At 72.5% G+C, this 26946-nt stretch carries 33 protein-coding genes; 17 read left to right on the top strand and 16 right to left on the bottom strand.

Annotation, left to right across the window (positions count from 1 at the left end; genetic code table 11):
• Positions 1–29 precede the first annotated feature (29 nt).
• Entirely contained in the window at positions 30–494 is a 465-nt protein-coding gene (locus tag OHT01_RS36725; protein WP_328557432.1) for a hypothetical protein, read from the top strand.
• Between the two features lie 124 nt (positions 495–618).
• Here OHT01_RS36725 and OHT01_RS36720 read toward each other — a convergent pair whose 3' ends face one another.
• The 3 genes from OHT01_RS36720 to OHT01_RS36710 form a co-directional block, all read right to left on the bottom strand.
• Positions 619–1479: an ABC transporter permease gene (locus tag OHT01_RS36720; protein WP_328557431.1), complete on the bottom strand. Its 861-nt coding sequence runs from the start codon at positions 1477–1479 to the stop codon at positions 619–621.
• Positions 1439–2263 carry an ATP-binding cassette domain-containing protein gene (locus OHT01_RS36715; RefSeq protein ID WP_328557430.1) on the bottom strand — a complete coding sequence of 275 codons (825 nt, stop codon included), beginning with the start codon at positions 2261–2263 and terminating at the stop codon, positions 1439–1441. The genes OHT01_RS36720 and OHT01_RS36715 overlap by 41 nt, the downstream gene beginning before the upstream one ends.
• A gap of 500 nt (positions 2264–2763) precedes the next feature.
• Complete coding sequence (locus OHT01_RS36710) at positions 2764–3225, bottom strand: MarR family winged helix-turn-helix transcriptional regulator (RefSeq protein ID WP_328557429.1); 462 nt, start codon at positions 3223–3225, stop codon at positions 2764–2766.
• A gap of 236 nt (positions 3226–3461) precedes the next feature.
• On the opposite strand from OHT01_RS36710, the gene OHT01_RS36705 reads away from it, so the two are divergent.
• Entirely contained in the window at positions 3462–3809 is a 348-nt protein-coding gene (locus tag OHT01_RS36705) for an STAS domain-containing protein (RefSeq protein ID WP_328557428.1), read from the top strand.
• Positions 3810–3902: 93 nt separating this feature from the next.
• Here the strand turns inward: OHT01_RS36705 and OHT01_RS36700 are convergent, their stop codons facing one another.
• Positions 3903–4334 carry a MarR family winged helix-turn-helix transcriptional regulator gene (locus OHT01_RS36700; protein WP_328557427.1) on the bottom strand — a complete coding sequence of 144 codons (432 nt, stop codon included), beginning with the start codon at positions 4332–4334 and terminating at the stop codon, positions 3903–3905.
• 198 nt (positions 4335–4532) lie between these two features.
• Between OHT01_RS36700 and OHT01_RS36695 the strand changes: the two genes are divergently transcribed.
• The 6 genes from OHT01_RS36695 to OHT01_RS36670 all read left to right on the top strand — a co-directional run bounded on the left by OHT01_RS36695 (position 4533) and on the right by OHT01_RS36670 (position 10553).
• Positions 4533–5708, top strand: coding sequence for a PP2C family protein-serine/threonine phosphatase (locus tag OHT01_RS36695; RefSeq protein WP_328557426.1), 1176 nt, complete (start codon positions 4533–4535; stop codon positions 5706–5708).
• A 187-nt stretch (positions 5709–5895) separates the two neighbouring features.
• The gene (locus OHT01_RS36690; protein ID WP_328557425.1) at positions 5896–6795 is read left to right on the top strand and encodes an STAS domain-containing protein; all 900 of its coding nucleotides are present in this window, start codon (positions 5896–5898) and stop codon (positions 6793–6795) included.
• Entirely contained in the window at positions 6792–7211 is a 420-nt protein-coding gene (locus OHT01_RS36685) for an STAS domain-containing protein (protein WP_328557424.1), read from the top strand. Before OHT01_RS36690 ends, OHT01_RS36685 begins: the two co-directional genes overlap by 4 nt.
• Before the next feature lie 47 nt (positions 7212–7258).
• Positions 7259–7654 (top strand): anti-sigma regulatory factor, encoded by a 396-nt coding sequence (locus OHT01_RS36680; RefSeq protein ID WP_328558391.1) that lies wholly within the window; start codon positions 7259–7261, stop codon positions 7652–7654.
• Positions 7651–8724, top strand: a complete 1074-nt coding sequence (locus OHT01_RS36675; RefSeq protein ID WP_328557423.1) for an ATP-binding SpoIIE family protein phosphatase — start codon at positions 7651–7653, stop codon at positions 8722–8724. Before OHT01_RS36680 ends, OHT01_RS36675 begins: the two co-directional genes overlap by 4 nt.
• On the top strand, positions 8721–10553 hold the full coding sequence (locus OHT01_RS36670; RefSeq protein ID WP_328557422.1) for a PP2C family protein-serine/threonine phosphatase: 1833 nt from the start codon (positions 8721–8723) through the stop codon (positions 10551–10553). Before OHT01_RS36675 ends, OHT01_RS36670 begins: the two co-directional genes overlap by 4 nt.
• Positions 10554–10614: 61 nt before the next feature.
• On the opposite strand, the gene OHT01_RS36665 is transcribed toward OHT01_RS36670, so the two are convergent.
• Positions 10615–11025: an ATP-binding protein gene (locus OHT01_RS36665; protein WP_328557421.1), complete on the bottom strand. Its 411-nt coding sequence runs from the start codon at positions 11023–11025 to the stop codon at positions 10615–10617.
• Positions 11026–11420: 395 nt separating this feature from the next.
• Positions 11421–12125: a GAF and ANTAR domain-containing protein gene (locus tag OHT01_RS36660; RefSeq protein WP_328557420.1), complete on the bottom strand. Its 705-nt coding sequence runs from the start codon at positions 12123–12125 to the stop codon at positions 11421–11423.
• Positions 12126–12389: 264 nt separating this feature from the next.
• Here OHT01_RS36660 and OHT01_RS36655 point away from each other — a divergent pair, with 264 nt between their 5' ends.
• The 7 genes from OHT01_RS36655 (at position 12390) to OHT01_RS36625 (ending at position 16648) form a co-directional block, all read left to right on the top strand.
• Entirely contained in the window at positions 12390–12650 is a 261-nt protein-coding gene (locus OHT01_RS36655) for a WhiB family transcriptional regulator (protein ID WP_328557419.1), read from the top strand.
• 112 nt (positions 12651–12762) lie between these two features.
• Positions 12763–13197 (top strand): ATP-binding protein, encoded by a 435-nt coding sequence (locus OHT01_RS36650; protein WP_328557418.1) that lies wholly within the window; start codon positions 12763–12765, stop codon positions 13195–13197.
• Between the two features lie 130 nt (positions 13198–13327).
• Positions 13328–13642: a hypothetical protein gene (locus tag OHT01_RS36645; RefSeq protein WP_328557417.1), complete on the top strand. Its 315-nt coding sequence runs from the start codon at positions 13328–13330 to the stop codon at positions 13640–13642.
• 164 nt (positions 13643–13806) lie between these two features.
• Positions 13807–14187, top strand: coding sequence for a hypothetical protein (locus OHT01_RS36640; RefSeq protein WP_328558390.1), 381 nt, complete (start codon positions 13807–13809; stop codon positions 14185–14187).
• Between the two features lie 363 nt (positions 14188–14550).
• Positions 14551–14931, top strand: coding sequence for a DoxX family protein (locus tag OHT01_RS36635; protein ID WP_328557416.1), 381 nt, complete (start codon positions 14551–14553; stop codon positions 14929–14931).
• A complete protein-coding gene (locus OHT01_RS36630; protein WP_328557415.1) occupies positions 14928–15395 on the top strand; it encodes a peroxiredoxin in 468 nt (155 codons plus the stop codon). The genes OHT01_RS36635 and OHT01_RS36630 overlap by 4 nt, the downstream gene beginning before the upstream one ends.
• 305 nt (positions 15396–15700) lie before the next feature.
• Entirely contained in the window at positions 15701–16648 is a 948-nt protein-coding gene (locus tag OHT01_RS36625) for a TauD/TfdA dioxygenase family protein (RefSeq protein WP_328557414.1), read from the top strand.
• A 34-nt stretch (positions 16649–16682) separates the two neighbouring features.
• Here OHT01_RS36625 and OHT01_RS36620 read toward each other — a convergent pair whose 3' ends face one another.
• The 5 genes from OHT01_RS36620 to OHT01_RS36600 form a co-directional block, all read right to left on the bottom strand.
• Positions 16683–18152, bottom strand: coding sequence for an FAD-binding protein (locus OHT01_RS36620; protein ID WP_328557413.1), 1470 nt, complete (start codon positions 18150–18152; stop codon positions 16683–16685).
• 174 nt (positions 18153–18326) lie between these two features.
• On the bottom strand, positions 18327–19514 hold the full coding sequence (locus OHT01_RS36615; RefSeq protein WP_328557412.1) for an SPFH domain-containing protein: 1188 nt from the start codon (positions 19512–19514) through the stop codon (positions 18327–18329).
• An 11-nt stretch (positions 19515–19525) separates the two neighbouring features.
• A complete protein-coding gene (locus tag OHT01_RS36610) occupies positions 19526–19777 on the bottom strand; it encodes a hypothetical protein (protein WP_328557411.1) in 252 nt (83 codons plus the stop codon).
• A gap of 128 nt (positions 19778–19905) precedes the next feature.
• Positions 19906–20787 (bottom strand): hypothetical protein, encoded by an 882-nt coding sequence (locus OHT01_RS36605; RefSeq protein ID WP_328557410.1) that lies wholly within the window; start codon positions 20785–20787, stop codon positions 19906–19908.
• 229 nt (positions 20788–21016) lie between these two features.
• Positions 21017–21253, bottom strand: a complete 237-nt coding sequence (locus OHT01_RS36600) for a chaplin (protein WP_328557409.1) — start codon at positions 21251–21253, stop codon at positions 21017–21019.
• Between the two features lie 198 nt (positions 21254–21451).
• Between OHT01_RS36600 and OHT01_RS36595 the strand changes: the two genes are divergently transcribed.
• Positions 21452–21658, top strand: coding sequence for a hypothetical protein (locus tag OHT01_RS36595; RefSeq protein WP_328557408.1), 207 nt, complete (start codon positions 21452–21454; stop codon positions 21656–21658).
• A gap of 88 nt (positions 21659–21746) precedes the next feature.
• On the opposite strand, the gene OHT01_RS36590 is transcribed toward OHT01_RS36595, so the two are convergent.
• Entirely contained in the window at positions 21747–22397 is a 651-nt protein-coding gene (locus tag OHT01_RS36590; RefSeq protein ID WP_328557407.1) for a DUF4360 domain-containing protein, read from the bottom strand.
• Positions 22398–23079: 682 nt separating this feature from the next.
• Here OHT01_RS36590 and OHT01_RS36585 point away from each other — a divergent pair.
• On the top strand, positions 23080–23622 hold the full coding sequence (locus OHT01_RS36585) for a hypothetical protein (protein ID WP_328557406.1): 543 nt from the start codon (positions 23080–23082) through the stop codon (positions 23620–23622).
• A 29-nt stretch (positions 23623–23651) separates the two neighbouring features.
• Here the strand turns inward: OHT01_RS36585 and OHT01_RS36580 are convergent, their stop codons facing one another.
• The 4 genes from OHT01_RS36580 to OHT01_RS36565 form a co-directional block, all read right to left on the bottom strand.
• Positions 23652–24488: a hypothetical protein gene (locus OHT01_RS36580; protein ID WP_328557405.1), complete on the bottom strand. Its 837-nt coding sequence runs from the start codon at positions 24486–24488 to the stop codon at positions 23652–23654.
• Positions 24489–24634: 146 nt separating this feature from the next.
• A complete protein-coding gene (locus OHT01_RS36575) occupies positions 24635–25156 on the bottom strand; it encodes a hypothetical protein (RefSeq protein ID WP_328557404.1) in 522 nt (173 codons plus the stop codon).
• A gap of 172 nt (positions 25157–25328) precedes the next feature.
• Positions 25329–25919, bottom strand: a complete 591-nt coding sequence (locus OHT01_RS36570; protein WP_405917979.1) for a DUF6624 domain-containing protein — start codon at positions 25917–25919, stop codon at positions 25329–25331.
• Positions 25916–26746, bottom strand: coding sequence for an ATP-binding protein (locus OHT01_RS36565; RefSeq protein WP_328557403.1), 831 nt, complete (start codon positions 26744–26746; stop codon positions 25916–25918). The genes OHT01_RS36570 and OHT01_RS36565 overlap by 4 nt, the downstream gene beginning before the upstream one ends.
• Positions 26747–26946 lie beyond the last annotated feature (200 nt).

Here is a 26946-nt window from a genome sequence, read left to right as displayed (position 1 = left end):
GGACGGCGGAGCCGACAGGTTGTGTCCGTGTGCTCGTGTACGGACGGGCGCGGCGCGAGCGGTGGTTCACGAGCCTCGCGACCGCGGCACTCAGCGCCGCCGCCGACCAGAAGCCTGCCGCAGTGCTGCCCTGCCTCGCCGACTCCGCGGCAACAACGCACCGGGTGCGACCGCTGCTGGACCGCACCGGATGGCTTCCCCGGTACATCGGCGGCATCAGCCACTCCGCCGAAATCGAGATCGGCGGCCGGTACAACGAAGTAACCGGGCACCTGGGCCGCACCGTGCTCGACGAGCACGAATTCACCCGACCCTTCGGCCCCGAGACGCTCCCGGACATCCGAGCCCCGCCACCGGAACGCTCACGGCCGAACCATGAGCACATCCCGTGCGGCCAGGAACGCAGGAACCCCGAGACGAACTCGATCGACTGGCCCGCATCGTCGAGCGGCAACCGAACTCCCGGATCGCGAGGTGCCGATCGCAGGGCTTGAGCCGGTCAGTTCACGGACTGGCGGCCCTGCCGACCGTGCCCGGGACAGGACCCGCAGACGGACGAACGTTTACTGACGGCCTCATGCAGCGCGCCCTGTCCCGGGCCGGGTCGCCGTCGCCGTCTCACCTGGCCAGCCGGCCCAGCAGCGAGGACGCGGACAGGATGCCGAGGGCCGCGGCCACCAGCAGGACGCCGTAGTCGAGCGGCAGGTGCGCCGGCGTTCCGAGCAACAGGCCCCGCAGGGCGTCGACTTGGTAGCTGAGTGGGTTGACCAGGCTGACGGCCTGGAGCCAGCCCGGCATGATGGCCACCGGGTAGAGCGCGTTGGAGCCGAAGAACAGCGGCATGGTGATGGCCTGGCCGATGCCCATCAGCCGGTCCCGGGTGAGCACGATGCCCGCGATCGTCATCGACAGGCAGGAGAAGAACGCCGAACCGAGGACGACGGCCACGGCCACTCCGAGGAGCCGAAGCGGGTTCCAGGTCATCGCCACCCCGAGCAACGCGGCGATCACGACGACCACCACGGCCTGGATCAGTGCCTTCACCCCGGCGGCGAAGGCCTTGCCGGTGATGAGCGCGGAGCGGGGCGTGGGGGTGACGAGGAGCTTGGTGAGGATTCCGGCGTCCCGCTCCCAGATGATCATGATGCCGTAGAAGATGGCGATGAACATCGCGGACTGGGCGATGATGCCGGGCGCCAGATAGTCGAGGTAGGGGATGCCGCCGGTGGGGATCGCGTGGATCCGCGTGAACGTCTCGCCGAAGATCAGCAGCCACAGGGCCGGCTGGACCGCCCGCGTGTAGAGCTCGGTGCGGTCGTGGCGGAGTTTCTGGAGCTCGACCGCGCACATCGCGGCGACCCGGGCGGGCAGCACACGCCAGCCCGTCCGGGCCCTCGGAGGGATCACGAGCAGGTCGAGGGTCCCGGGCAGGACGCGCTCAGCCGACCCGGGAAGCGGTACGGCGGGTGCTTCGGACATCGCTGAAGTCTCCTGAATGATCGTCGAGTCCACTGCCGGCGACGTCCCGGAAGACGTCCTCCAGCGTGGGCGGTTCACCGTCGCCCGTGGTTCCGCGGCGCTCCCCGAGGGCCGTCCTGAGACTGAGCGGTGTGCCGAGCGCGCGGACGCGTCCGCGGTGCATCAGCGCGACCCGGTCGCAGTACTGGTCGGCCTCGTCCATGTAGTGGGTCGTCACCAGGACGGTCATGCCGGTGGCGGCCCGTACGGCGTTGATGTGTTCCCACACGCTGGTACGGGCGATCGGGTCGAGGCCGATCGTCGGCTCGTCCAGGATCAGCAGCCGGGGCGCGCTGACCAGCGCCTGGGCGAGTTCCAGGCGGCGGACCATGCCTCCGGAGTACGTCTTGGCGAGCCGGTCGGCCGCGTCGGTGAGGTCGACCGCGGCGAGCGCCTGCGCGACACGGGCCGCCCGCTCGCGCCGGGGCACGTCGAAGACGCGGGCGAACAGGGCCACGTTCTCCCGGCCGGTGAGTCCGGAGTCGGCGGACAGTTGCTGTGGCACGTAGCCCAACAGGCGCCGTACGGCCATGCGTTCACGGGTGGCGTCGTGCCCGAACACCCGGACCTTCCCGGCCGGGACCGGCAGCAGGGTGGTGATGCACCGGAGCGCCGTGGTCTTGCCCGCGCCGTTGGGCCCGAGCAGTCCGAACACCTCGCCGTCCCGGACGCCGAGTTCGAGACCGTCGACGGCGACGGTGTCACCGAAGGCGTAGACGAGCCCGGCACACGACACGGCGTCCACGGCGCCGGACGCGCGCGACGGAACGCCGGCGTCCGGGGCGGCAGGTCCGACCGACGGAACGCCGCGGTCCGGGGCGGCAGTTGTGACCGACGGGCAGTCGCCGCCCGGGGCGGCACGCCGGCCCGACGGATCGCCGCCGTCCGGGGCGGCAGGTCCGACCGACGGAACGCCGCGGTCCGGGGCGGCAGTTGTGACCGACGGGCAGTCGCCGCCCGGGGCGGCACGCCGGCCCGACGGATCACCGACGTCCGGGGCGGCGCGATCGGTCGGCGGGGCTTCGGGCTCCGGGAGTGCCGGGGCCGCGATGGTGTCGGGGCCGGGGGTGCCACCCGGAGCCGGGAGCGGGCCGCCCGTGCTGCCGGCGCTCCTCCTGGCGGCCGGGACCTGCGTCCCGGACACCTCCCCCTCCCCCGCGTCGCCGCCGGCGGTCGTCCCGCCTCCGTCGTCGGCTGCCGGGCTCCCCCGCCGCGCGGGACCCGTCCTCTCGCTCTCGTGCCGCGTCATGTGTCCTCGGCCTCCTCGTGCAGATTCGCCGCCAGTTTGCGCAGCGCGGGCAGGGCGGCCGCCAGGGCGGCACGGTCGGCCCCGTCGAGGCGGGCCACCTGCCCGCGTACCAGCACCGCGCGCCGGTGCCGCCAGTCCCGCAGCCGGGCGTCGGCCGCGGGGGTGGACAGCAGCCGTGCGGCACGCCGGTCGGCCGGGTCCGTCTCGCGGATCAGATAGCCGTCCCGGGCCAGCCGGTTGACCAGGGTCGAAACCGAATTGCCCGCCAGATAGAGCTCCTTGGCGGCCTCCGACACACCGATGCCGGGCCGTTCGACGACGAGCCGCAGCAGCTCGACCTCGGCACCGCGCAGCCGCGGTCCGGACGTGCCGCCGCGCAGCCGCCGTCTGATCAGCCGCTGCAGACCGGCAAGGGCGTCCGCCAGCGCCTCGGGAAAGCTCTCCGGTTCCGACTCCACACATCCAAGATATCTCTGTGTCAGAGGTAATACGGAAAAGGGAGGGTCAAGGGGTCGCAAGCAGTGCGCGGGACCGCGCCCGCGGGCGGGGCCGAGCGAGCACTGACGGAAGCCCAAGGTGTGCGTCTCGATTCGGCGGGTAACCGGTGATCTGCCCGCCGGCGCGCCCAGCGCCGGATGGAACCCGACGGGTCAGGACCCCCTTGGAGGTAACCGTGCCGGCCGAACCAGCTCCTGTGTCCATCGACGTGACCCTGTGCGGCGAGGGCATCGCCCTGGTCACCGTCGCCGGGGAACTGGACGTCGAGACGGCCCCCGAACTGCGCGACCGGCTCGCCGACCAGATACGCGGCGGCCGTCGGCACCTGCTCCTCGACCTGTCCGCGGTCCCCTTCATGGACTCCTCCGGCATCAACGCCCTCCTCAAGGCGCGTGAGGCGACGGGACGCGCCGGCGGGAGCGTGTGCCTGGTGTCCCCGGCGCCGGTCGTCCGGCGGATTCTGGATCTCACGGGGGTCAGCCTCACGATCGCGTCGCTGGACGGCGTCGACGCCGCACTCGCCCACATCGGCGAGGGAGCCTGACATGGCGCGGCGAGCGAGGGGGACCGCCCCCGCGGAGCGACCACGCCTCGCGGACCGGGGGCGGCCGGTCACCGACCGGGGCCGGAACGCCGGTCAGGCCGAGCGGGCGTCCAGCGCGGCGCCCTCGCGAAGCTGCGCCGCCGCGGCGGCGCAGAAGGCCGCCAGCCCGTCCACGAGCGCCGTCCGGTCACCGGCGGGCATCTGCGCGAGGACCGCTTCGACGGCGTTCTCGCGTCGCGCGCGCAGCTCCGTGAGGAAGGTCCGGCCCCGGGCACTCAGGAACAGCCGCAGCTCCCGGCGGCTGGTGGCGCTCGGTGCCCGCTCGATGAACCCCACGGCCTGCAACCGGTCGCACAGCCTGCTGGTCGAGGGAGGCGTCGAGCCGAGTGCCTCGGCCAGCGTCCTGAGGTTGATGCCCTCGTCGTGCTCCAGGATGAACAGCACCCGTAGCTGGGACGTGGACACGGGAGCCGTCGAGGCGCGCCCCCAGAGGATCTCCAGCAGCTCGGCCGCCTCGGCGGTCACGCGAGCCACCTCACCGGGCTGCGGACGCGGGCCGGACGAAGTCACCGTCTTACTCTCCCAGTCTTCCAGGGCACTGTCAGCCTGCCGGGGCACCGACAGGAGCGAAGCGACGCGCACCGGCGCCCTCGCGTCCCGCGCCGGCTCCCCCGGAGCCCGGACCCGGCATCGTACTAGTCGAAGAATGGCGTATCCGACATCGTGAACAGATTCCTCGCCGCGGAGCGGACCTTGCGCACCGCGGCGCCCCACCAGTTGCCGGACGCGCTGCGTGACGTGCTGTGCGATCACTACGCGGCCGGGTCCGTCGAACTCCTGATGGCCGACTACGGGCTGACCGTGCTCCAGCCCGTGTCGGCGCTCCCGGACACCCCGCAGCCCGTTCGGGTGCACAGCAGCCCGGAGGGCCGGGCGTTCGGGGCGCAGGAGCCCTTCGTCGAGGAACGCGGGGGCGAGGACGTACGAGCGCATCTGCCGGTGACGGTACGCGGCGACCGGCTGGGCGTACTGTCCGTCGCCCTGCCGGCGGCGGCGTGCGACAAGGAGACGCTCGCCGAGCTCGCCGACATCGCGGAGGTCCTCGGCCACGAGGTGCTCGTGGCCGAACGCGACACCGACCTGTATCTCCGGGCGCGCCGCAAGGACCGGCTGACGCTGGCCGCCGAGATGCAGTGGCAACTGCTGCCCGGCCGCTCCTGCTCCCGGCGCGAGTACGAACTCGGCGCCCAACTGGAGCCCGCCTACGCGATCTTCGGCGACAACTTCGACTGGTCGGCCGGAGCCGACCGGCTGTCCCTCTACATCACCAACGGGATGGGCGAGGGCATCGAGGCCTCACTGCTGACCCATCTGGGCATCAACGCCCTGCGCAACGCGCGCCGCGCCGGCATCTCGCTCCAGGACCAGGCGGCCCTCGCCGACCAGGCGATCCACGCCCACTACCGCGGCGACTCGCACCTGTCCGTGCTCATGGTCGAACTCGAACTGTCCACCGGGCGGATGCGGGTGATCGACGCCGGGTCGCCCCGGATGCTGCGGCTGCGCGGCCGGACCGTCGAACACGTCGGATTCGAGGCGCAGTTGCCCCTCGGCATGTTCGAGGAGACCGACTACCTCGTGCAGGAGATCCAGGCGCAGCCCGGCGACCGGATGCTCTTCGTCAGCGACGGCGTGCACGGCGGTGCCGGGCCCGGCGGGCAGCCGTACGGAGAGAGGGCGCTGGCCAAGGCGGTCTCCTCGACCCGGCTGCTGCCCGCGACGGAGGTGCCGCGCGCCGTCCTCAGGGAGTTGTCCGGCCACCGCGACGGTCCCGGGCCGGAGGACGACGCCCTCGTGGTGTGTCTCGACTGGCACGGGCCCCCGGCGGCCTCCCACTAGCCCGCCCACCGGCCCCGGGCTCCGCGCGGACCCCGGCGGGCCGGGCGGGCGCCGGGCCGCGGCCCCGTTCCCCTGAGCGGGGGTCGTGCGGGCTCGGACCATGATTACAGTTGTCGTACGACAAGAGATCATGCCGGACGGCGGATCGCGAATGTCGGCACGGCGCACGGACCAAGGAGAAGAACACGTGGCGGACCACCAGGCAGCGGTACAGCAGGAGTCGTCGGCCCAGGAGGTCGGTGACTTCCTGCGTCGGCGCCGTGAGCAGATCGCCCAGCGATGGGCCGACGAGGCGCTGTTCCGCACCGTCTTCACCGTCTCCCGGGACGAGGCGGTGGAGGCCGGCCGGGCGGTCGTGGAGGCGCTCGCTGCGGTCGCGGCCACCGGCCGGGTCGAGGACCTCGGAGCCGCAGGATTCGCCACCGTACGCGATCAGTTGGGGCGCATGGCCGCCTCCCGCGCACGGACCGGTGCCACCTCGGCCCGGATCGCCGACGAGGTGGCGGCACTGCGCCCGGCTGCCTCCGAGCTGCTGCGCGCCGATCTGGCCGACGCTCCCCGCGAGAACGCCGAGGCGTGCGCGGTCACGCTCACCGCGCTGCTCGGAACGCTCCGGCTCGTCGTCCTGGAGACGGCGCTCAGCGCCGGACAGGAACTCATCGACCGACAGCGCCTCCAACTGCTCGAAGTGGCCACCCCCGTGATCAAACTGTGGACCGGTGTGGTCGCCGTCCCGCTGATCGGCACCCTCGACAGCGCGCGCAGCCAGGTGGTGATGGAGAGCCTGCTCGACGCCGTCGTCGCCCAGCAGGCCCGGTTCGCCATCCTGGACATCACCGGGGTGCCCACCGTCGACTCCCTGGTGGCCCAGCACCTGATGAAGACCGTGGCCGCGGCGCGCCTGATGGGGGCGGAGTGCGTCGTCTCGGGCATCCGTCCCGCCATCGCGCAGACCATCGTCCACCTCGGCATCGACCTCGGATCGGTGGTCACGCGGGCCAGCCTCGCCGACGCCCTCGCGTACGCCCTGCACCGGCAGGGCATCGCCATCGTCGACCAGGACCACTCCGGCCCGAGCGCGCGGTGAGCGCCCCGATCGCCGGCCCCTCGGGCGCCCAGGTGCCCGTGCTCAAGCTCGGCACCGTCCTCCTGGTCACGCTGCAGGGCGACCTGCACGACGATGCGGCCGAACGGCTGCAGCGGGACATCGGTGAGGCCATCGCCGCCAGTTCCGTCACCGGGGTGGTCATCGACATCTCCGGGGTGGAGATCGTCGACTCGTTCCTGGGACGCGTGTTCGCCGAGGTCGCGGCGCACGCGAAACTGCTCGCCGCGCAGACCGTGGTCGCGGGCATGCGCCCCGCCGTCGCCATCACCCTGGTCGAACTGGGCCTCACCCTGCCCGGGTTGCGCACCGCGCTCAATGCCGAGGAGGCCATGCGCCTGCTCACCCCGGCGTCGACGCCCCTTCACCACAGCCCCGTACGCCAGGAGAGCCCGTGACGGACACTTCCGGCCGTGTCACCGCCTGCCTGCCGATCCGCACCGACATGGATCTCGCGTGGGTGCGCCAGCATGTGCGCCAGGCGGCCGCCCAGCTCGGTTTCGGACTCGTGGATCAGACCAAGCTGGTGACCGCGGCCAGTGAACTCGCGCGCAACACCCTGGTCCACGGCGGAGGGGGGCAGGTCGAGTCGACCGTCCTGGAGGCGGGGGCGGCGCGCGGACTGCGCCTGACCTTCTCCGACCAGGGCCCCGGCATCCCCGACATCGAACGGGCGCTCGGCGACGGTTACACCTCCGGCGGCGGTCTGGGCCTCGGGCTGGGCGGAGCACGGCGTCTGGTGCACGAGTTCTCGATCGACAGCCGTCCCGGTGAGGGGACGGCCGTGACCGTGATCTGCTGGACCGGCGGCGCTCCGCGACCCCGCGAGGAGAGCCGATGACGCGCGTCTGGGACGTTCCCGTCCACGACTCCACCCGTGTCCGGGACGTCCGGGTGGCGGCCGAGGACGCCGCCGGCCACATCGGACTCGGCCGCGACCGTACGGCCGTCGCCGCGCTCGTCGCCACCGAGCTGGCCACCAACCTGCTCAAGCACGGCGGCGGCGGGCAGATACTGATCGACACCGTGGACGCGGACCTCGCGGAGCCCGGCGCCGGACGCGGCCCGGCCGTCCAGATGGCGGCGCTCGACCACGGCCCCGGCATCGCCGACCTCCCGACCGCGTTGCGCGACGGGTTCTCGACGTCGTCCTCGCTCGGCGCGGGGCTCGGCACCTGCCGCCGTATCGCCGACCACTTCGAGGTGCACACCGTGCCGGGCCGGGGCACCGTCGCGCTGGCCCGGGTCCACGCGGCTCGCCGGGACCGGGCCGGACACCGCCTGCCCGAGGCGCACGCACCGGTGCGTGCGGGAGGCATCAACATCCCGCTCGCGGCCGCCGCCTACTCGGGCGACGCCTGGGCCTGTGTCCGTTCCGGGGACCGGATCACACTGCTGCTGGCCGACGGCCTCGGCCACGGTCCGGCCGCCTCCATGGCGTCCGGAGCGGCCGTGGAGCAACTGCGGCAGCTCGCGCATCTGCCGCCGCCGGAACTGCTCGGAGCACTGCACACGGCGTTGCGCGACACCCGGGGAGCCGCTGTCGCGGTGGCCCGGCTCGACCTCGCCACCGAGCACCTCGACTTCGCCGGGATCGGCAACATCGGGGCCCGGCTGCGGTCGGCCGAGGGCTGGCGCCCGCTGCTGTCCCGCCCCGGGATCGTCGGCGCCCACCGTCCGGCACGCCTGCCGCAGTGCAGGCTGCCCTGGACCCCCGACAGCCTGCTCGTGCTCCACAGCGACGGCCTGCCCAGCCGCTGGACTCCCCCACCCGTCGACCTCGCGTCCTCCTGGGACCCCGCGGTCACCGCCGCCGTGATCGTCCGGGACTCCAGCAGCGCCGCCCGCCCGGTGCGGGACGACACCACCGTGGCCGTACTGACCCCCACCCCGCAGGATCACCGCTCATGACCCATACCTGGCAGATCACCACGGTCGACGACGCCGCCCGTGCCCGTATCGCGGCCGCCCGGCTCGCCGCGGCGCACGGCGTCGCCACGGTGGAGCGCACCCGGCTGGTCACCGCGCTGAGCGCGCAACTGCGCCAGTGCCTGGTCAAGGGGGGCGGCTGGCTGCTGACCCTGCGGACGGCCGCGCCCGCGAGAACGGGGTGCCCCGGCCGGCTCACGGTCACCCTCGAAGCCAAGGCCGACGGGACGGGGGTGAACGGGGCGGGAACCGACGGGACACGAGCCGACAGGGCGGGGACGAACGGAGCGGGGTCCAGCGACGCCGCATCCAACCGGGCGGCAGACGGACCGAGTTGGCAGGCGAGCGTCGGCGTTCCGGAACCGGGCCACGGGGACGGCGGCGGCGCGGCCCGGATGCCGCGCGACCGTACGGCCCTCGCGGACGCCCTGCTCAGCGCCGACGAGGACACCTCCCGGGTGCTCGACCAACTCACCGAGCAGGAGCGGCTGGTCGCCTTCCACCGGGAGGAACTGCACCAGACCAACCAGGGCGTGCTCGCACTGCACGCGGAACTCGACGCGGCCGGGCGGGTCCAGCGCGAACTGTACGGCGCCGAGCGCAAGGCCCGTACCGAGGCCGAGAGCGCCAGGCGCAGACTCACCTTCCTCGCCGATGCCAGCGCGGCCCTGACCGCCTCGCTCAACCACGAGGAGATCCTGAGCCGGCTGCCGCGGCTGCTCGTGCCGGACTGGGCCCGGAGCGCCGACGTATGGCTGTTCGCCGACGACGCCAAGGCCCGCGGGCACGCCGCCCGTCCGGCGGCCGCCGTCGCCGCCGCCCGCACCGGACGCCCGCAGTACTCCGCCCGCCACGCGGGCGGTCTGCCCGGCGTCGACGACCAGCCTCCCTCCGCTCTGCACCCGGAGGAGCCGCTGCTGTGCATCCCGCTGCCGAGCCGGCACACACCCCTCGGCGTGCTCACGCTGACACCGCCGGACGAGGGGTGGAGCGCGGACGACGCCGTGCTGCTCGTCGAACTCGCCCGCAGGTCCGGCATCGCGATCGACCACGCCCAGCGCTTCGAGCACAACCGCGACATCGCCGAGACCCTGCAACGCGCCCTGCTCACGGACCTCCCCACGACACCGGGGCTCAGCCTGGCCGCGCGCTACCTGCCCGCCACGCACGGCCTGAACATCGGCGGTGACTGGTACGACGCGTTCCGGCAGCCCGACGGGGGTCTGGTCGTCGTCATGGGGGACGTCACCGGCCACGGTCTGCACGCGGCCGTCATGATGAGCCAACTGCGCACCGCCCTGCGGGCGTACGCCGTGGACGGCGGCACCCCGGGCCGGCTCCTGACCCGCCTGCACGGGTTCCTGCACCATCTCCAGCCCGATCTGTACGCCACCGCGGTCATCGCCCGTTTCCATCCGGACGAGACCACCGTCACCTGGGCCGCCGCCGGGCACCCACCACCGGTGCTGCGCACTCCGGACGGCGCCGTGCGCGTCCTGGACGCCAGACCCGGCGCCATGCTGGGCATCCCGCTGCACCAGGAGATCCACGACCACACGGCGCGGCTTCCTGCGGGATCCACGCTCGCGCTGTACACGGACGGACTGGTGGAGCGGCGCGCCCAGGGCATCGACCCGGGCATCCGGCGGCTGGCCGAGGCGCTCCGGAGTGAGCGCGCGGCCGAGCTGGACCACGATCTGGAGGGCGCCGCCGACCGGATCCTGGATCCGATGCTCCGCGACTCGCAGCGGGACGACGACGTCTGCCTGCTGCTCTGCCACGTCGGCGGGCCGCACGCCGGGGACGGCTGACTCGGCCGAGCTCCGCGGTGCCGGCCTGCGCGGGCACGACGCTCGTTCCCCGGCGGAGTCGTCAGAAGCTGACGACGGCCCGAACGGTCTTGCCGTCCGGGCGGGACAGGACGGTCAGTTCGGAGGTCAGCCGGCGCACCAGCGGCCAGCCGAAGCCACCCTGTCCGGTCAGGTCCAGCCGACGGGGACGGGGCGGCTCGGGATCGTCGTCGGAGACGGCGATGCCCACCCCGTGGCCCATGTCCCGCAGGTCCAGGCTGCAGAGCCGGCCGTGCGCGTGGCGCACCACGTTGGTCACCAGCTCCGAGACCACGAGGGTGACGGCCTCGGCGGCCTCACGCGGCACCGGGCGGGGCAGGCCGCCCAGAAACGCCCGGACCATCCCCCGGGCACGCACGGCCGCCTGTGGATCCCTCTCCAGCCTCGCACCGGGAACGGGGCCGAAGTCGCAGTGCGGTTCGACGGTGGTCATCCCTTGCCTCCCTTGGCGCGCTTCCCGCTCGTACGCCGCGCGGCGGCGCCACTCCGTGTCCACCGGGAGTGTCGGGCAGGTTGTCCCCCTTGTTCCCGAGCCGCCGGAGCCCATGTCAGGGGGCCGGTCACCTTCACACCTCGGTCACAGGAGCCCCGTCGGCAGGACGAGTCCGCGCCCATCGCGGGGATCGCCGGTGTCGCGGGGGACTGCGGCGGCGGATCGGGGGCACGAGAATCCGCGTCGCGAACGCCTTCGGACGTCCTCGCGGCGGCGCTCCCGCGACGGACGAAGGGGCCGGGCGACCCCGGGGACCGAAGCGGTCGAGCGGGAGGGGTGGTGGCCCCGGTTCCGGGCGGGTTCCGGATGAGGCCACCACCCCCGTCACCGCCGGGTCAGGTGGGGCGCTCGCCGGTCTCGCAGACCTTGCGGGCGATCTCCCGCAGTTTGATGTTGTGGTCCTGGGAGGCCTTCTTCAGCACGTTGAAGGCGTTCTCCTCGCTGAGGCCGTGGCGCTCCATGAGGATGCCCATCGCCTCACCGATCTCGTGGCGGGTCTCCAGGGCGAGGCCGAGCTGCTGGTGGGTACGGGCCGAGGAGAGGGCGACCGCGGCATGCGAGGCGAGGATCCAGCCGGCGCGCTGAGCCGACTCGTCGAACATGTTCGGGCGGCGCGAGTACAGGTTGAGGGCGCCGAGTTCGTCGTCGTCGGTGAACAGCAGGAAGCCCATCATGCTGCCCATGCCGAGTTTCCTCAGTTCGGGGGCGAAGCGGGACCACTTCTCGTGCGGCCGGCGCAGGTCCTCGATGGCGTAGAGCTGGTGCCGTTCGGTCACCGCGTCGAAGCACGGTCCTTCCCGCAGATCCTGCTGGATCCGGTCCGCCATCCGCACGATGTCGCTGGTCGCCGCCAGGGCGCTGACCTCACCGCGGCGGACCGTGAGGATGCCGCCCTCGTCGCACCCGTTGATCAGTACGGTCGCGTGCTCCACGATCCGGTCCAACGTGGCCTGCACCGAGTCCTGCGCCAGCAGGTCCCGTGCCATGTCCGCCAAGGCGACCGCGAACTTCTCCCAGACTTCGCCGGACTCCTGCGTCATGCGCCACCCGTTCATTCCTCGAAACGCGACCAGCCTTCACCTGGGATTCCATCTTGCCACTCCGGTGCTCCGCCCGAGCCGACCGGGCGGCAGCGGTCCGGCGGCCGGAGGTGTTTCCCGCCACCCGGCGTGCGCGTGCCGTGCGGCCGAGCCGGAATCCACGGGATCTTTGCATGCCTTGCCCGTTTCATCCGGTCGATCAAGGGTGACCCGAGGGGGAGCCGAACCGTAGAACGTATCCGCTTTCGATCACAGGAGAATCGTATGGACGACTGGCGTGAATCCGCTGCGTGCCGCAGTGTCGACCCCGATCTGTTCTTCCCGATCGGCAACACCGGCCCCGCCCTGCTGCAGATCCAGGAGGCGAAGGCCGTCTGCGCGGGCTGCCCGGTCCGCGACGCGTGCCTGGGCTGGGCCCTGGACACGGGCCAGAGCATCGGCGTCTGGGGCGGGACCGGCGAGGCCGAACGGCGTGCGCTGGCGCGCCGCCGCTCCCGTCGGCGCTCCCAGGACACCCCGGCCTAGGCCGGACGGCCGGCAGCACCGGGCCCTCGCCGGGGGGCCGGGTCCGGACCAGGTGACCGGGTCGCGGCACGGCGGGAACCACTCCGCTGACGAGATCCGAACGAAGGGCGCGATGGAAATCGATCCGAGTCGGAACAAGAAGCCCTCGCACGAGGACGTCGGGGCCCTCACCAGCGCGTTCGGCGGCCGACTCCATGACGTGACGGACGCGCGGCTGGCCGCCGACGGCTATCTGCGCGCCCTCGCGCGCACGTCACCGCCCTCGGCGCCCGAGCACTGGGACGACATCCTGCTGGTGGTCACCGAACTGGCGGCGAACACCGTCCAGTACGCTCCCGGACCCTTCGAGCTGCGGTTGCGTCCCACCTTCGACGGGGTGCACGTGACACTTCGCGACAGCAGCACCACCCGGCCCGCACCACGCCGCTTCCGCCCCTCCCAGGGCGGGGGCGGCATCGGCTGGCATCTCATCCACGCGCTCTGCGACCAGGTGAGTGTGATCGTGCGGCCCGACGGCAAGGACATCCACGCCTTCCTGCCCTGGTGACCGCCCGCCCCGGTTCCGGAGAGGCGGGTGTCGGACGCACGGGTGCCGAACGCACAGGTGTCGTTCCGCCCGCGGTGGGCACCCGGGTCCGATCGGACAAACGGTCCCGTCGCACGATCGAGGTGGAGCATTGAGTCCCGAACACGAACCGTCCGAGCGCGAGCATGCCGCGTGGGAGCGGGTCGGCCGCGCCGCCACCGGCATGAACCACCACGAGGCGAGGGCGGCCCTCGAACACGCGCGGAAGGCCGCCGAGGACGCTTCACCCACCGGTCCGCCCGCCTACGTACAGGCGGAGCTGGAGGAGTGGGAGCGGATCACCGACACCCTGGCCGACCACGCCGGGGAATACGACCCCGCGGCGGACCCCTTCGCCCAGGGCCGGCTCGCCGCCCGGTCCCACCGCTCACCGGGCCCGGCCCGAGCACCGGCGCCACGCTGCTGAGCGCGAACCTGCCCGCATTGTCAGTGCCCTGCGCAACAATGCTGATCAGCCCCAACGGCACCGCCCCGGCTGTGCGTGATCCGTCCCGTCCGTCGAAAGGCCCCACACACATGACGTCGACCTCGCACCGCCGTGCCACGAGCCCCGAAGGGAGGCCGGTGACGATGCTGCGGCCGCTTCCCCGCACACAGGCCCCGCTCGGTGCCGAAGGTGCCGAGGTCCTGCGTCTGATCACGCAGCGGCGGTTCCCCGTCCGCCTCACGGTGCACGCGAGCGGCCGCCGCAGGTACGGCTACTGGCTTCCGCTGGACCCCGCGACCGGACGCGGAGGCTGCTATGTGGCGCTGTCCACCGGCGAGTGCGACGCGCTGCACGCGGCGGGCCGGATCGTGCTCGGCGACCCGCTGGTCGACCCCGCGAAGACCACGTATCCGGTCCAGGCCGCGGCACGGGCCGCCGCACCGGCCGCGAGCGCGCCGCGGGTTTCCCTGACCCGGGCCGCCCTGAACCGGGAAATCCTCGCCCGGGATGCCCTGACGGCCTGAAGTCCCGGCCCCGCGCGCTCAGTTGCGCGTGTCGGGCGCGAGAGGCACCACCGCCGTGATGCGCTTGCCCCCGGCCCGCAGGTTCGAGATGACGACATCGCCGGCGAGGGTACGGACGGTCATCCACCCCCGGCCACCGGCCCGCAGGCGACCCGATTCGTCGGTCTGCCGTGCCGGCACGGACCGAGCCCGATCCGGGCGCGGGCGCCGGGCGGATCCGGGGCGTCTTCTCCCGGTGCGGGCATCCGGTTCCCCGGCAGCCACCGTCCGGGCCCCCGGACACCACGCGATCGGCGTGCCCCACCCGTACCACAGGCACTTACCCTCCAGTAATATCCGCGGCAGGCCCCCGGAGGAGGAACCGTGCCACGGTCCGAACGTTCGCCCTTGCTGCTCGCAGGCCTGCTGGCCACCGCGGGCGTCGCCCACTTCGCGGTACCACGACAGTTCGACGCCACCATCCCGCGCGCGCTCCCGGGATCGCCGCGTACCTGGACGTACGCGAGCGGGGTCGCCGAACTCGCCCTGGCGGCCGGAGTGGCACTGCCTCGCACGCGCCGGACGGCCGCGCTGGCCACCGCCGCGTTCTTCGTCGGGGTCTTCCCCGCCAATGTCCAGATGGCCGTGGACTGGCGTCACCGCCCGGCGCCGCTCAGGGCGGCGGCGCTGGCGCGGCTCCCGCTCCAGGTGCCGCTCGTCCTGTGGGCCCGTGGAATCGCTCGTTCCGGAAAGGGACAGTCATGACATCTCAGGTGAACGTGGGCGACCAGGTCGAGGACTTCACGCTGCCGGACGAGACCGGTGCGCAGCGGAGCCTGTCCGAGCTGCTGACGGACGGTCCGGTGGTGCTGTTCTTCTATCCCGCCGCCCTCACCGCCGGCTGCACGGCGGAGGCCTGCCACTTCCGCGATCTGGCCACCGAGTTCACGTCCGCCGGTGCGCGGCCGGTCGGGATCAGCGGTGACGCGGTCGACCGGCAGCAGGAGTTCGCCGACCGCCATACGCTCGGCTTCCCGCTGCTCTCCGACGTCGACGGCACCGTACGGGAGCGGTTCGGGGTGAAGCGCGGCTTCAGCCTGGCACCGACGAAGCGGGTCACCTTCGTCATCGCGCGGGACCGCACCGTCCTGGAGGTGGTCCGCAGCGAACTGCGCATGAGCGCCCACGCCGACCGGGCTCTCGCCGCGCTGCGCGAACACAAGGACTGAGGCGTCCAGGCCCGGTCGTCCGGGCCGCGCCGAGGTGAACGGGCCCCGCCCCTATGCGGATGGAGGACGGGCCCCGTTCACCTCTCAACATTCTCGGCACCGTCCGCGCCCGTCGACAGGGAGTGCGGCACGGCAAAGTGGGCGACTCCGGACACACCCCGTGCGCGCGGCACGCCTCCCGTGCGCGGCGTCCGCCGTCCTCGCGCGGCGCGCGGCCCCGCGCGGCCGTGAGGCGGCCTGTCGGGTGCCCGGTCCGGCGGTCATGCTGGACCCGAGCAACCGACAGCGCGATCCACGGAGGCCCCATGACGGACCAGGTCACACCGCTCGAAGTGAAACCGGCGGCCGGACACATCGGCGCCGAGATCACGGGAGTGGACCTGGCGGAGCCGCTGACGGACGAGACCGTCGCCGCGGTCCGGGCGGCGGTACTGCGCTGGAAGGTGGTGTTCTTCCGCGGCCAGCGGCTCGACCACGCCTCGCATGTCGCCTTCGCGCGCCGGTTCGGGACACCGGTCCGCCTCCCGTCCAGGGGCAGCGCGTCACCCGAGGACTTCCCCGAGGTCGAGACGACGGCCGACCGTCTCGAACTGGGCGGGCGGTACGGCATGGACCACGAGGAGTGGCTGCGCCGGCGGCGCCACTCGCTGCTGCGCGGGTGGCACTGCGACCACGGCGCCCGGGTCGATCCCCCGGCCGCGACGATTCTGCGCGCCGAGACCGTGCCGCCGTACGGGGGTGACACGACCTGGTCGAACCTGGCCGCCGCGTACGCGGGTCTCTCGGCTCCCGTGCGCGCCTTCGCCGACGGTCTGCGCGCCGAGCACCGGCTGGGAGTCGGGTACCAGACCCGGCCGGGCGACGACGCGTACGTCCGTCGTCTGCTGGACCGTCAGATCGCCACCGACCACCCACTGGTGCGGGTGCACCCGGAGACGGGCGAGCGGGTGCTGTTCGTCAACGGCTACTACGTCGAGCAGATCATCGGAGTTTCCCGGCCGGAGAGCCGGGCGCTGCTGGAGATGCTGCTGGAACAGGCGACCCGCCCCGAGTACACGGTCCGGTTCCGGTGGGAGCCGGGCAGCGTGGCCTTCTGGGACAACCGGGCCACCATCCATCTGGCACCGAGCGACACCTCCCACCTCGACCACCCCCGGGTCATGCACCGGGTGATGCTGGCCGGTGATGTCCCGGAGGGGGTGGACGGGAAGCCGTCGGCGGCGATCGTGGGCAGCGAGCCCGGCCGCTGGTGAGCACGGGCGGGCCCTACGGCGGGAGCGGCGGGCGTCAGAAGATGCCCTGCCCCGGGACCAGGATTCCTCGCGGGTCGTAGGTGTGCCGGGCGGTGGCCAGCCGTCGGTAGACGGGGCCGAAGTGCTCGCGCCAGTCCGCCGCGTCGAAGGGGACCGAGCCGACCGGGTAGTGGGTGCCGCCCGCCGCGTGCACGGTGTCGTAGGCGGCGCGGTTGGCGGCCAGGAGACGGTCGACGGTCGCGGTGTCGTCGGGCGGGGTCGTACGCAGGACGGCCAGCAGGTAGGAGACCTCGTCGTCGGGAGTGCGCAGCAGCGGGGTGTGCAGGCTCTCGCGCAGCACCGGGTACAGCAGGACGACACCGGGGCCGAGGTCGTCGGGGGTGAGGTCCTCCAGCAGGGACGCGGCCAGGGTCTCCGCCGAACGGCCCGGCAGCAGCAGGTTGAGCCAGGGGTGGGCGAAGGCCCACAGGCCCGCTTCCTTGAGGGCGGCGACTCCTGCCGCGAGCCGGTCGAGGAAGTCGTAGTAGCCGAGGTCGCTCGTCTGGACGCCGGCGGGGTCGTGCCGCAGTCCGCGCAGCAGCGTGGTGTCGTCCGGGGCGGGACCGGCCGGCGGCCCGTAGGCGACGGCTTCGAGGACATAGCCGTTGAACGCCCCGCCGGCGTCGGCGGTCACCTGGCCCTCGACATAGTCGAAACGGCCCTCCTGGACGAGCAGCCGCTGGTCGTCGAGGAAGGTGCGCAGGTCGTCGTACGGAAGCAGGTAGTGGCGTACGGTCTCGGGCGCGGGGACCAGGCGCAGGGTGGCGCCGACGATGATCGCGCACTGGCCGAGTCCGGCGAGCACCGCGAGGAACAGGTCGCGATGGCGGGTCGGGGAGCAGCGGACGAGGTCGCCCGCGCCGGTGACGACCTGGAGTTCCCGCACGTTGTCGGCCTGGGCGCCCTGCTGGTGGGTCTGGCCGCCGATGCCGCCGACCGACAGGGTGCCGCCGACGGAGAGTTCGAGGTAGTCGGTGAAGGTGGGCGGGGTGAGTCCGTGGGCCAGGGTGGCCTTGGCGACCTCGCTCCACCTGGCGCCCGCGCCGACGGTGACCGTCGTGCTCCCGGGCCCGACCGGGCCGATGGAGGCGAGCGGTGTGGTCTCGATGACCAGGCCGCCGTCGACCTGCGCCTGCCCCTGTGTGGCGTGGCCCTGGCCGCGCGGGGCGACGGACACCCCGTGCTTGTTGCAGAAGCGGACCATCGCGACGATGTCGCGGACCGAGCCGGGCCGCAGCACCGCGACGGGGCGCCGGTGGACGATGTGGCCGAAGTCGTCGGCGTCCGCCGTGAGCGAGGCGTCGTCGGTGTGCACGCTGCCGTCCAGCGCCGGGAGGCCGGCGAGGGGCCGGCCGGTGGTGGTCGTGGCCGCCCAGCTCCTGGTGAAGGGATCGAACCCGACGACCGCGGCGCCGGCGGCGGCGAGGCCCTGCAGTGCGGTACGTCGCGAGGGTGTCCGGGGCATGCGCTCCTCCTGGGGCGGCCGCGTCAAACGATCAACTGGGGCAGAGTGTAAGGGACTTGAGGGACATCCGGGCCTGTTGATGCGAACGCGGTCCCTGGTGCTCCAGTGCCGTCGGAAACAGCGGCGTCCGCCGCCCCGGAAGGGACGGCGGACGCGGGGACCCGGGACTTCGGGTCAGTTGGCCAACGAAGCGCTCTCCGGCTCGTCCCCGTCGACGGGCGTACGGCTGTACCCCTGGAGTTCGAGCGGGGCGACCGCCTTCGCGGGACGGTTCTCGGAGTTCTGCCCGCCCAGGTTCTGGCGGACCGAGTCGAGGATGGTCAGACCCTGGGCGACCAGACCGGCCGCTATCTCGCCGAGGCCGTCGGCGCCGTTGAGGACGTTGACGTTCGCGCCGGCGAGACCGCCGGCCGCTTCCTTGACGATGAGCGGGAGCTGGTCGATCAGCATCCGGTCGAGCGCGACCCGGTCGTGCGACGCGGCAGCCTCGGCCTGGATCTTCATACGCTCGGCATCGGCGATGGCGAGCACCTTGATCCGCTCGGCCTCCGCCTCGGCGGGCCTGACGATCTCGGCGACCAGCTGCTGCTGGCGCAACTGGGCCGCGCGCTGCGCGAGTTCGGTCTGCGCCGCGAGGACCTCCTGCTGGGCGTGGGCCTGGGCGAGCGGGCCCGCCTGGGCGGCCTGGGCCTGCGCCCGGTCCACCTCGGCCGAGTACTCCGCCTGCACGATGGCCGTCTGCCGGGCGTACTCGGCCTGGTTGCGCGCCGCCACCTGCTGCGCCTCGACGGAGGCCTGCGTGGCCTGCGCCTGGGCGATCTGGGCCTGACGCTGGATGGCCGCCTTGTGGGGCGCGGACATCGCGTCGATGTAGCCGGTGTCGCCGTCGTCGATCGACTGGATCTGGAGCGAGTCGACGATCAGGCCGATCTTCGCCATCTCCAGCTTCGAGGTGTCGAGGACCTCGGCGGCGAGCTTCTGCCGCTCGGTGACGATCTCCTCGACCGTCATCGAACCGATGATGGAGCGCAGATGGCCCGCGAAGATCCGGCCCGTCAGGACCGACATCTGGTCCTGGTCGGACAGGAACCGCTGCCCCGCGTTGATGATGCTCTCGGTGTCGTTGCCGACCTTGAACGCGATCACGGCGCGGACGTGCAGCGAGATGCCCTGCTTGGTGACGCAGGTCTCGGTGACCTCCGCCTCGCACATGGACAGGGTCAGAAAGCGGGTCTTACGGAAGACGGGCAGCACGAACTTGCCGTGCCCCGTCACCACTCGGAACGGCGCGCCCCCCAGTCCCCGCCTGCCACCCGAGATCAACATCGCCTCATCGGGAGCGGGAACGCGATAACCGAACATGTTTCTCCTTCTCAACCGGCGCCGACGGCGTCGCCGTCCAGCGCGTCCAGCGGATCGGCCCACGCGATGACGTCGACCTCACGGCATCCCCTGGACTCGATCACGAGCACGGTAGCCCCCTTGGGCAGGGGCTCCCGAGACCAGGCGTGGAAGGTCTCGGATCCGCCTCTCACTCGCACCAGGATCTCGCCGGGTCCGGCGGATCCCCGGGTGCCGATGAGCAGTTCCCCCGTGCAGCCGATCACGGCTTCGTCCTCCACCACAGCCGGCCACCCCCCATCACTCTGAATCTGCCTCTGACCTTAGCCCCAGCCCTTTCGGGCGCGTACGCCGCCGTCGGTCGAAAGCCCCTCGTCGGGGTACGCGCCCAGGCCCTACAGGCAGTGTGAACTCAACTCTTGGCAAAGCGATAGGTCTTGCTGTCGGTCAGCACGCAGAAGCCAGGTGACACCACGATCACGCGCAGGGTCGCGGTGCGGCGGTCGTAGTCGATGCCCTCCGCCTCGAAGGTCCCCGAGCAGGAGCTGCGCAGCGGGAGCTGGCGCAGCGCGGTGACGTGTCCGGAGACGTCGGCCGTGCCGTTCGGTTCGCCGGACAGGTCGATCTGGAGCAGCGGCTTGGTCATGCCGAAGAGCGTGCCCGCGGGGTCGTCGGACGAGCACAGGAGCTGGGTCGCCGTGACGAAGTCGCAGCCCTGTACGTCGCGTACGGCGTGGTCGAGGTTGATGGTGGACGCCTGCGGAAGGTTGGCGGAGGGCGAGGTGGCCGGGTTGACGCCGGGGGTCGGGAACACCAGGAGCCGGTTCATCGTGCCGTACTCGCCGGACACCATCCAGGTGCCGCTCGGCGCGATGGTGACGAAGGAGTTGTTCAGCGCCTCTCCGGGGCTCAGCGCGTGGACGTACTCCGACCAGGCTCCGCCCGGCGCCTGCACGCGGAACATCTTCGAACTGCCGGAGTCGCTCTGATAGGGCTCGACGTAGTAGCCGTTGTAGGAGGCGTCCGGGTCGCCGACGTGGTTCCAGCCGCGGCTGCTCACACCGGTGGGGATCGTGCCGAGGCCCGTGTAGTGGTTGGGGCTGCCGGCCGGGACCTCGACGGAGGTCAGACCCTGGCTCTCGGTCAGCGGGTCGGCGCGGTCCGAGCCCACCTCGTTCCAGGTGTCGGCGGCCGAGGCGGGCGCTCCGGTGGCCACGGAGAGGACGGCGGCGGTGGTGAGGGTGACGAGACCGGCCAGGACCGCGTGACAACGTTGCCGGGCGGGCATGCGCATGGATTCTGCTCCTCGATGGGGGGTGTCTGTTCGGCGCACAGTCTGGCCCGCCATGTTCGTCATGTACAAGCCAATGAGATGCCGTCAGACATCGCCGCACCGTCGAGGAATCGTCGACCGGCCCCGAACGCGCCGGAGCCCGGCGGCCCACCAGGGAGGTGAGTGAGCCGCCGGGCTCGGGCGGGTCCCGCCGGCCGGACAGCGCCTGCCCGGCCGGCGGACCTGATCGTCAGTAGTTCTTGCAGACGTTTCCGATCGCCGGGTTCAGCAGGCCCAACACGTCGACCGTGTTGCCGCAGACGTTCGCGTCGACGTCGATGGGGATCTGGACGACATTGCCGGACAGGAGTCCGGGACTGTTCGCCGCGAAGCCCACCGGGCCGGGGCCGTCGGCGGCGGCGGTCCCGGCAGTGGCCAGCAGGGCCACACCGGCGAGTCCGGCAGCGGCCATCAGACGAATGCGCATTCCAAAGCTCCGTTCATTCGCAGGGGTGCGAGCTCCTCCACCATCACCTCCGCAAATGGTTGACGACATTCCAGCGCAGCCGAACGGGGGTTCGTCTGCCGCGGCCGTCCGTCGGCCGGGCGGGACACGGGGCGTGTCGCGCGGGGCGTACGGAATGCCCGTAGCGTGAGAACAGATCCGGTGGAACAGGGAGAGACCATGCCGACCAGCCAGCCCGACGCGTCCACGCCCTCCGACGACAGGGCCACCCCCGACACGCTGCTGCACACCGGGACCGAGGGCCCGGTGACGGCCGAGGACCTGGTGCTCGCCGCGGGCCGCGACATCACTCCGCAGAGCCTCGCCTGGGCCGAACGCAAGCTCCAGGAGGAAGGGTCCGCGGCGGTCGACAAGCTGCTGCCCTAGAACCCTGCACACAGGACGAAAGCGCGGGCCAGCTCGGCCGGCTCCGATGCGGCGGAGCCGGCCGAGGACCTGCGCGAGGAGGGGCTGGTCAGGCGGCGGGGCACTCCTTCCAGGCCAGGTGGTAGACGGTGCTGATGTCACCGTCCGTCGAGTCCATGGTCATGAAGCTGCTGCTGCCGGGCGTCGAGGTGCCCGCGTTGACACGCAGCTCGGTGTTGATGTTGAAGTTGCGCTGAACACCGCAGGGCGCCCAGACCAGTTGGGCCCAGTCCGTGGTGTCCGTGGCCTGCCAGTCGTCGCCGTACGGGCCGCGGAACGGGTGGGTGATGGACGCCGTGTTCGAGGATCCCTGGAAGTAGTACGAGGCCTTCTCCGTGCTGCTGGCGCCCGACTGGAGCGAGGCGAAGCCGCGGTAGTCCGCCTGGGCAATGGCATAGGTGAAGCCCTGCGGGACGTGGACGATCAGGTTGAGCTGGCAGTTCTTGCGGAACGAGGTGGGGTCGGCGTTGCCCCCGACCTGGGCCAGGTAGTCGCTGTAGGTCACCGTGAAGGCGGTGTTGTCCGGGGAGACGGCGACGGCCGCGGTTCCCTGCGGACAGCCCGAGCCGTTGACCGTGGCGACACTGATGACGATCTTGTCCGGGGGCGGGTCGGCGATCCCGGAGGACGGGCTCGACAGGGGAAGTGCCGTGGCGAACAGGGCGGCTATCGCGCCGCCCAGAAGCATTCCACCAGCCATGGGGCTCCAATCCGTTGCGTCGGTGTTCCGGCGGCGCACGCGGGTGCGCCGCCGTGAAAGGGGGGTGCGGTCCCCGAGGGAACGGGGACCGTCGCAGACCATTGCGTTGGATCAAGCGTGTGCTATTTGGCCATGCGCATGACAAACGAGCATGCGCGACCCGCCCCCGGCTGTGAAGGAGCTGTGAAGACCGGGAGTGACGAAAGCGTACGTACGGGGGGTCGGGGTGGACAGGGCCATCTCCGGCCATTCGCTACGCGCCGTTCACACCTGCCACCACGGCCACGAGGCCCGTTCACCACGGTTCCCGCCACCCGCGGCCCCGGCCGCGGACACCCCGGCCCCCCGTCCCGGTCACGCAGCGTGCCCGGCGCAGCGACGCGGGCCGGGCGGACGCCCGCCCCCGGACCCGCTCCGCGTGACGGACCGTGCCGCGCACCCCCGCCCGGCCGGCCCATGGCATACCCACGCATCTGCCGTCCGCCGCCGCCCGGGGCATGGCCAAAAGACACGCAGGAGGACGGCGTCGGACCGCATCCGCCCGATTCCGCGGGCCAGGCCGCTCTCCCGTACGTCCCGAGGCCGGCGTCCCGGTGTCCCGCGGCGGACCGGGAGGCGACGAGGGCCCGCGAATCGCCCGCCGCCGCCGCGCGTCCCGGACGCCCCTGCGACACTGAGGCACATGGATCCACGACACCTGAGACTCGGCCGCCGTCGGATATGGATGAGCAGTGCCGTCTGCTTCCTGGTGCTCGGGCCGATCGGCTGGTTCTTCGGTGGCTGGATTCCCCTCGCGATCCTGGCCGTCACCCTGGTTCTCGCCACGGCGGTCTCACACTGGCGGGCCCCCACCTGGCTCGCGCCCGCCATCGCCAAGGGCCAGTCGGAGAGCCGCCGGGACGTCGCCACCTTCTGCGTGGTGATAGCGGTGAGCGGCTACGCCCAGCCGCCCGCACAGCCCGCCCCCTCACCGACGGACCTGGCCGCCCTGCGCCTGGAGGCGTACCGGGCCGCCGCGCACGACGATCTCTCCGAGAAACTGCGCCTCCTCGCGGCCGAGGCGCTGGCCGCCGCGGACCACGCCCACGCCGAGGACACTCCGGCCGGCTGGCGGGCCGCGCGGGCGAGCGCGGAGCGACTGGCGCACGCCGCCCAGGAGGGCAATCCCTACGTACGGCAGTTGCTCATCCAGTGGGTCGAGGGCAATCCGGCGAGCGAGCGCTAGAACCGGTCTCCGCGCCGCGCCGTTACCGCTCAGGGCCGTTCGAAGAACTGGGTCACGCCGCCGGCCGAGAAGCACAGCGCTCCCGCGAGGGTCCCCCAGTTGGCGATGTCCACGTTCACGAGACTTCCGGTCTCGGGGCGTGTGAAGGCGGCCAGGGCCGAGACGAAGAAGAGCACGGATCCGAGCTGGTTGACCGCGACGATCCACCAGCCGAGATCGCGCGCCAGGACGCGCGGACGGCCGTGGCAGACCTCGACCAGCGTGAGATGGCCCGAGACCAGGAACAGAACGCACCCGACCATGTCGGGGGCCCAGATCAGCCGGTCCACCTGCTGGACCGTGAGCCCCCGCAGCAGCGAGTCGAGCAGGTTGACGCCGAACACGAGCGTTCCCAAGAACAGCAGGAAGGTACTGAGCCAGTCGATCCGGCCGGGCTCGTAGCTCCACCACCTCCAGCGCCGCCCGGCCAGCGAGCCGGACTCGTGGTCCTGGCGGGGTGCGTTCACCGCCTGCAGCAGCGAGGCGTAGCCGCCGGTGTTGAAGAACAGGCCGCCCGCGAAGTAGATCCAGGCGCCCGTCGCGCCGCCCGAGCCGAACTGGGCGACTCCGGCCCCGAGGGCGAACAGGAGCCCGCCGACCGTGAACGCGGCCGCGGCGACGGCGTTCAGCCGGCGCAGCCGCCCGATCGACACGGTGTCCGCCCGCCGGGAACGGGGCTGCGCCTCCCCCGGGGCGCGCACGGTGAGCAGGCCGCGTTTACGGGCCAGACGTGATTCCCAGACAGCGGTGCGCCCGTCCATGAGACGCCAGGTCAGCCGGGTCGTGAACGGACCCGCTCCCTCGGAGCGCGCTTCGGTTCGACTCACCTGGCGACCTTAGCCCGCCGAGGCCGGAAGCACCGATCGCCCGCCCCGCCACACTCCGGGCGGATTCCGCGAGCACGCTCCGGGCGGATTCCGCGAGCGGAACGGGCCCGGGCCCGGCGGTGCTCAGATCCGCGCGTCGGGGACGCTCAGGACTCCGCCTCGCGCCTCAGGAAGTTGCTCACCTGACCGGCGAGGCTGTCCCGGCCGGTGTCGGCGTCCGGGCGCGTGCCCGCCTCGACGGCGGCCTCGTTGGCGATCCCGCCCGCCCAGAGGTAGCGCTCGGTCCACTCGTCGTCGACCTTCAGCTGGATCTGGATGTCCATCCGGTGCAGGACGGCGTCCGGCCCGGCGGCGAAGAGGACCGCGGTGGCCCGGCGCAGTGGATAGATGTCGAAGCCCTCGATGAACTGCGAGTTCCGCCAGTCGAGGAAGGCGCTCTCACCGTCGGCGCCGACGCGGATGTCGATCTGGCCGTCTTCGAGGTGGATGCCGAAATGTTCGGTGGCGCGGTTCTCGACGGTCACCCGGAATCTGAAGTAGGTGAGCTCGTCGGCGGCGTCGTCGCGCCCCTTCGGGGGCTCCGCCTTCTCCACGCCATGGACGCGAACACGCAGGCCGGCCTGCTCGTCGTACTCCTGCCAGTCCCCGACCACGTTCGGCTCGCGCACAGTTCACCTCTCCACTTCAGAGAGTCGTTCCTATCTGTGCCCTCAACGAAGTGTCAAATGCACCGAACGTGCCGTGGCCAGCGATTTCGCCCTTCTTGATCGGCGATCAAGCCGTGCCCAGCCAGAACCTCTCGACAGGGCCGGGAAGGGGCATTTACGTGCGTGCTACACATCACGTTTCCCGGACGCCCCACGCGCCCTCGCGCAGACGCCTGAGCTGTTCGTCGAGCGGCCCCAGACCGACGTCGCGGCGCCGTTCGTCGACGGTCCCCGGACGGCGGACGGGGTACGGGCGCAGGGTCCCGGGATGGACGCGGGTGCCGTAGAACTGCGGAAGGCCCTGCTCCACGGCGCAGTGGTCGGCGATGTAGGCGTGGTGCAGGGCGGGGCAGCGTCCGTCGGCCGCGGCCTGCGCTATCAGGTCCCGGCAGTGGAGCTGGAGGCCTGGATCAGGGGCGTGCAGCAGGATCATCAGGGCCGCTGTCGAGGCGGGCGCGCCGACCCGGTCGGTGCTCGGCCAGCCGTGCCGCCGGACGATCGTCCCGAGCGCTTCGGCGTTGCCCGCGCGGCACGCGACGAGGGCGTCCCGCCACGGCCCGGCCGGACGGTCACGCGCCTGGCGCATCAGGCTCCGCTCCTTGTCGGCCCGCCGTACCAGCTCCTCCCCGAGCGCCCTGGCGAGCCCGGGGACCATCGGCGCGGCCCCCGGGCCCTCGGGGCGTGCCCCGGCGTCCGGGGCCGGGTGACCGGGGACGGCCTTCACGGCTCCCCCTGAAGCGTCATCGAGAACCACACCTTCTTTCCCGTGGTGCCCGGGTCGGCCCGTGCGACGCCCCACTCGTCGGTCAGCGCGGCGACGATCGTCAGTCCGCGTCCCGACTCCTCGGCCCCGGCCGCCGTGCGTGCCGCGGGCAGGGCGGACGAGCGATCGGCCACGGACACCCACAGCTCGCGCGGGCCGCACTCGACGACGACGGTGACGGTGTCACCGCGGTCGAGGCTGCCGTGCCTGAGGGCGTTGGTGAAGAGTTCACCGGCCGCGAGCACCGCGTCGTCGACGCGCTCGGGCGGCAGCCGCAGCCGGGTGAGGTGCTCGGCGACCATCGCCCGCACGCCGGGCACCCGCGACGGGTGAGCCGGGACGGTGATCCGCAGCAGGTGCGCCCCACGCACCGGGCGCGAAGGGACACCACCGGAAACACCGGCCCCGGGGCCCACGGTGACCGGGGGGAGCTCGGGGGACGGGTCCGGCCCGATACCGGAGCGGGACAAGGGGGGCTCGGAGTGCGCGGAATCGCCGGGGAGGGGGTGCGCCCGGGGCGGTGTGGCGGCCGTCGGCAGCGGGGGGTCGCTCAAGTGGGCGGGGTGGGCACGGTCCGCCAGGGCTCGCGTCTCGTCCACGGGGTGGGCCCGGCCGGGGAGGGTTTCCGTCGCGTCGGTGGGGTGGACCCGATCGGGGACGGCTTCCGTCACGTCGGTGGGGTGGACCCGGTCCGGGACGGCTTCCGTCACGTCGGTGGGGTGGACCCGGTCCGGGACGGCTTCCGTCACGTCGGTGGGGTGGACCCGGTCCGGGACGGCTTCCGTCACGTCGGTGGGGTGGCCCCGGTCCGGGACGGCTTCCGTCGCGCGGGGCCCTTGTTCCGATGCCCGCGTCCCGTGCTGTTCCGCTGCCCGCGTCCCGTGCTCCGGAGCCGGTATGCCGGGGGCCGGTGAGGGCGACGGCCCGCGGCGCGGTGCCCTGGGTCCCGTCATCGGTCCTCCTTCGGATGCAGCGCGGGGGGAGGCCG

The sequence above is a fragment of the Streptomyces sp. NBC_00358 genome, from assembly GCF_036099295.1.
Classification (GTDB): domain Bacteria; phylum Actinomycetota; class Actinomycetes; order Streptomycetales; family Streptomycetaceae; genus Streptomyces.
The sequence above is the reverse complement of the archived record's forward strand: the minus strand, read 5'-3'. Positions and strand labels throughout refer to the sequence as shown.

What these genes read in the sequence shown, in the direction of transcription:
- OHT01_RS36720 (WP_328557431.1), bottom strand. Translation starts at nt 1,479, where the DNA reads ATGTCCGAAGCACCCGCCGTACCGCTTCCCGGGTCGGCTGAGCGCGTC.
- OHT01_RS36680 (WP_328558391.1), top strand. Translation starts at nt 7,259, where the DNA reads ATGGATCTCGCGTGGGTGCGCCAGCATGTGCGCCAGGCGGCCGCCCAG.
- OHT01_RS36675 (WP_328557423.1), top strand. Translation starts at nt 7,651, where the DNA reads ATGACGCGCGTCTGGGACGTTCCCGTCCACGACTCCACCCGTGTCCGG.
- OHT01_RS36670 (WP_328557422.1), top strand. Translation starts at nt 8,721, where the DNA reads ATGACCCATACCTGGCAGATCACCACGGTCGACGACGCCGCCCGTGCC.
- OHT01_RS36665 (WP_328557421.1), bottom strand. Translation starts at nt 11,025, where the DNA reads ATGACCACCGTCGAACCGCACTGCGACTTCGGCCCCGTTCCCGGTGCG.
- OHT01_RS36660 (WP_328557420.1), bottom strand. Translation starts at nt 12,125, where the DNA reads ATGACGCAGGAGTCCGGCGAAGTCTGGGAGAAGTTCGCGGTCGCCTTG.
- OHT01_RS36655 (WP_328557419.1), top strand. Translation starts at nt 12,390, where the DNA reads ATGGACGACTGGCGTGAATCCGCTGCGTGCCGCAGTGTCGACCCCGAT.
- OHT01_RS36650 (WP_328557418.1), top strand. Translation starts at nt 12,763, where the DNA reads ATGGAAATCGATCCGAGTCGGAACAAGAAGCCCTCGCACGAGGACGTC.
- OHT01_RS36640 (WP_328558390.1), top strand. Translation starts at nt 13,807, where the DNA reads ATGCTGCGGCCGCTTCCCCGCACACAGGCCCCGCTCGGTGCCGAAGGT.
- OHT01_RS36630 (WP_328557415.1), top strand. Translation starts at nt 14,928, where the DNA reads ATGACATCTCAGGTGAACGTGGGCGACCAGGTCGAGGACTTCACGCTG.
- OHT01_RS36625 (WP_328557414.1), top strand. Translation starts at nt 15,701, where the DNA reads ATGACGGACCAGGTCACACCGCTCGAAGTGAAACCGGCGGCCGGACAC.
- OHT01_RS36620 (WP_328557413.1), bottom strand. Translation starts at nt 18,152, where the DNA reads ATGCCCCGGACACCCTCGCGACGTACCGCACTGCAGGGCCTCGCCGCC.
- OHT01_RS36615 (WP_328557412.1), bottom strand. Translation starts at nt 19,514, where the DNA reads ATGTTCGGTTATCGCGTTCCCGCTCCCGATGAGGCGATGTTGATCTCG.
- OHT01_RS36605 (WP_328557410.1), bottom strand. Translation starts at nt 20,787, where the DNA reads ATGCGCATGCCCGCCCGGCAACGTTGTCACGCGGTCCTGGCCGGTCTC.
- OHT01_RS36600 (WP_328557409.1), bottom strand. Translation starts at nt 21,253, where the DNA reads ATGCGCATTCGTCTGATGGCCGCTGCCGGACTCGCCGGTGTGGCCCTG.
- OHT01_RS36595 (WP_328557408.1), top strand. Translation starts at nt 21,452, where the DNA reads ATGCCGACCAGCCAGCCCGACGCGTCCACGCCCTCCGACGACAGGGCC.
- OHT01_RS36590 (WP_328557407.1), bottom strand. Translation starts at nt 22,397, where the DNA reads ATGGCTGGTGGAATGCTTCTGGGCGGCGCGATAGCCGCCCTGTTCGCC.
- OHT01_RS36585 (WP_328557406.1), top strand. Translation starts at nt 23,080, where the DNA reads ATGGATCCACGACACCTGAGACTCGGCCGCCGTCGGATATGGATGAGC.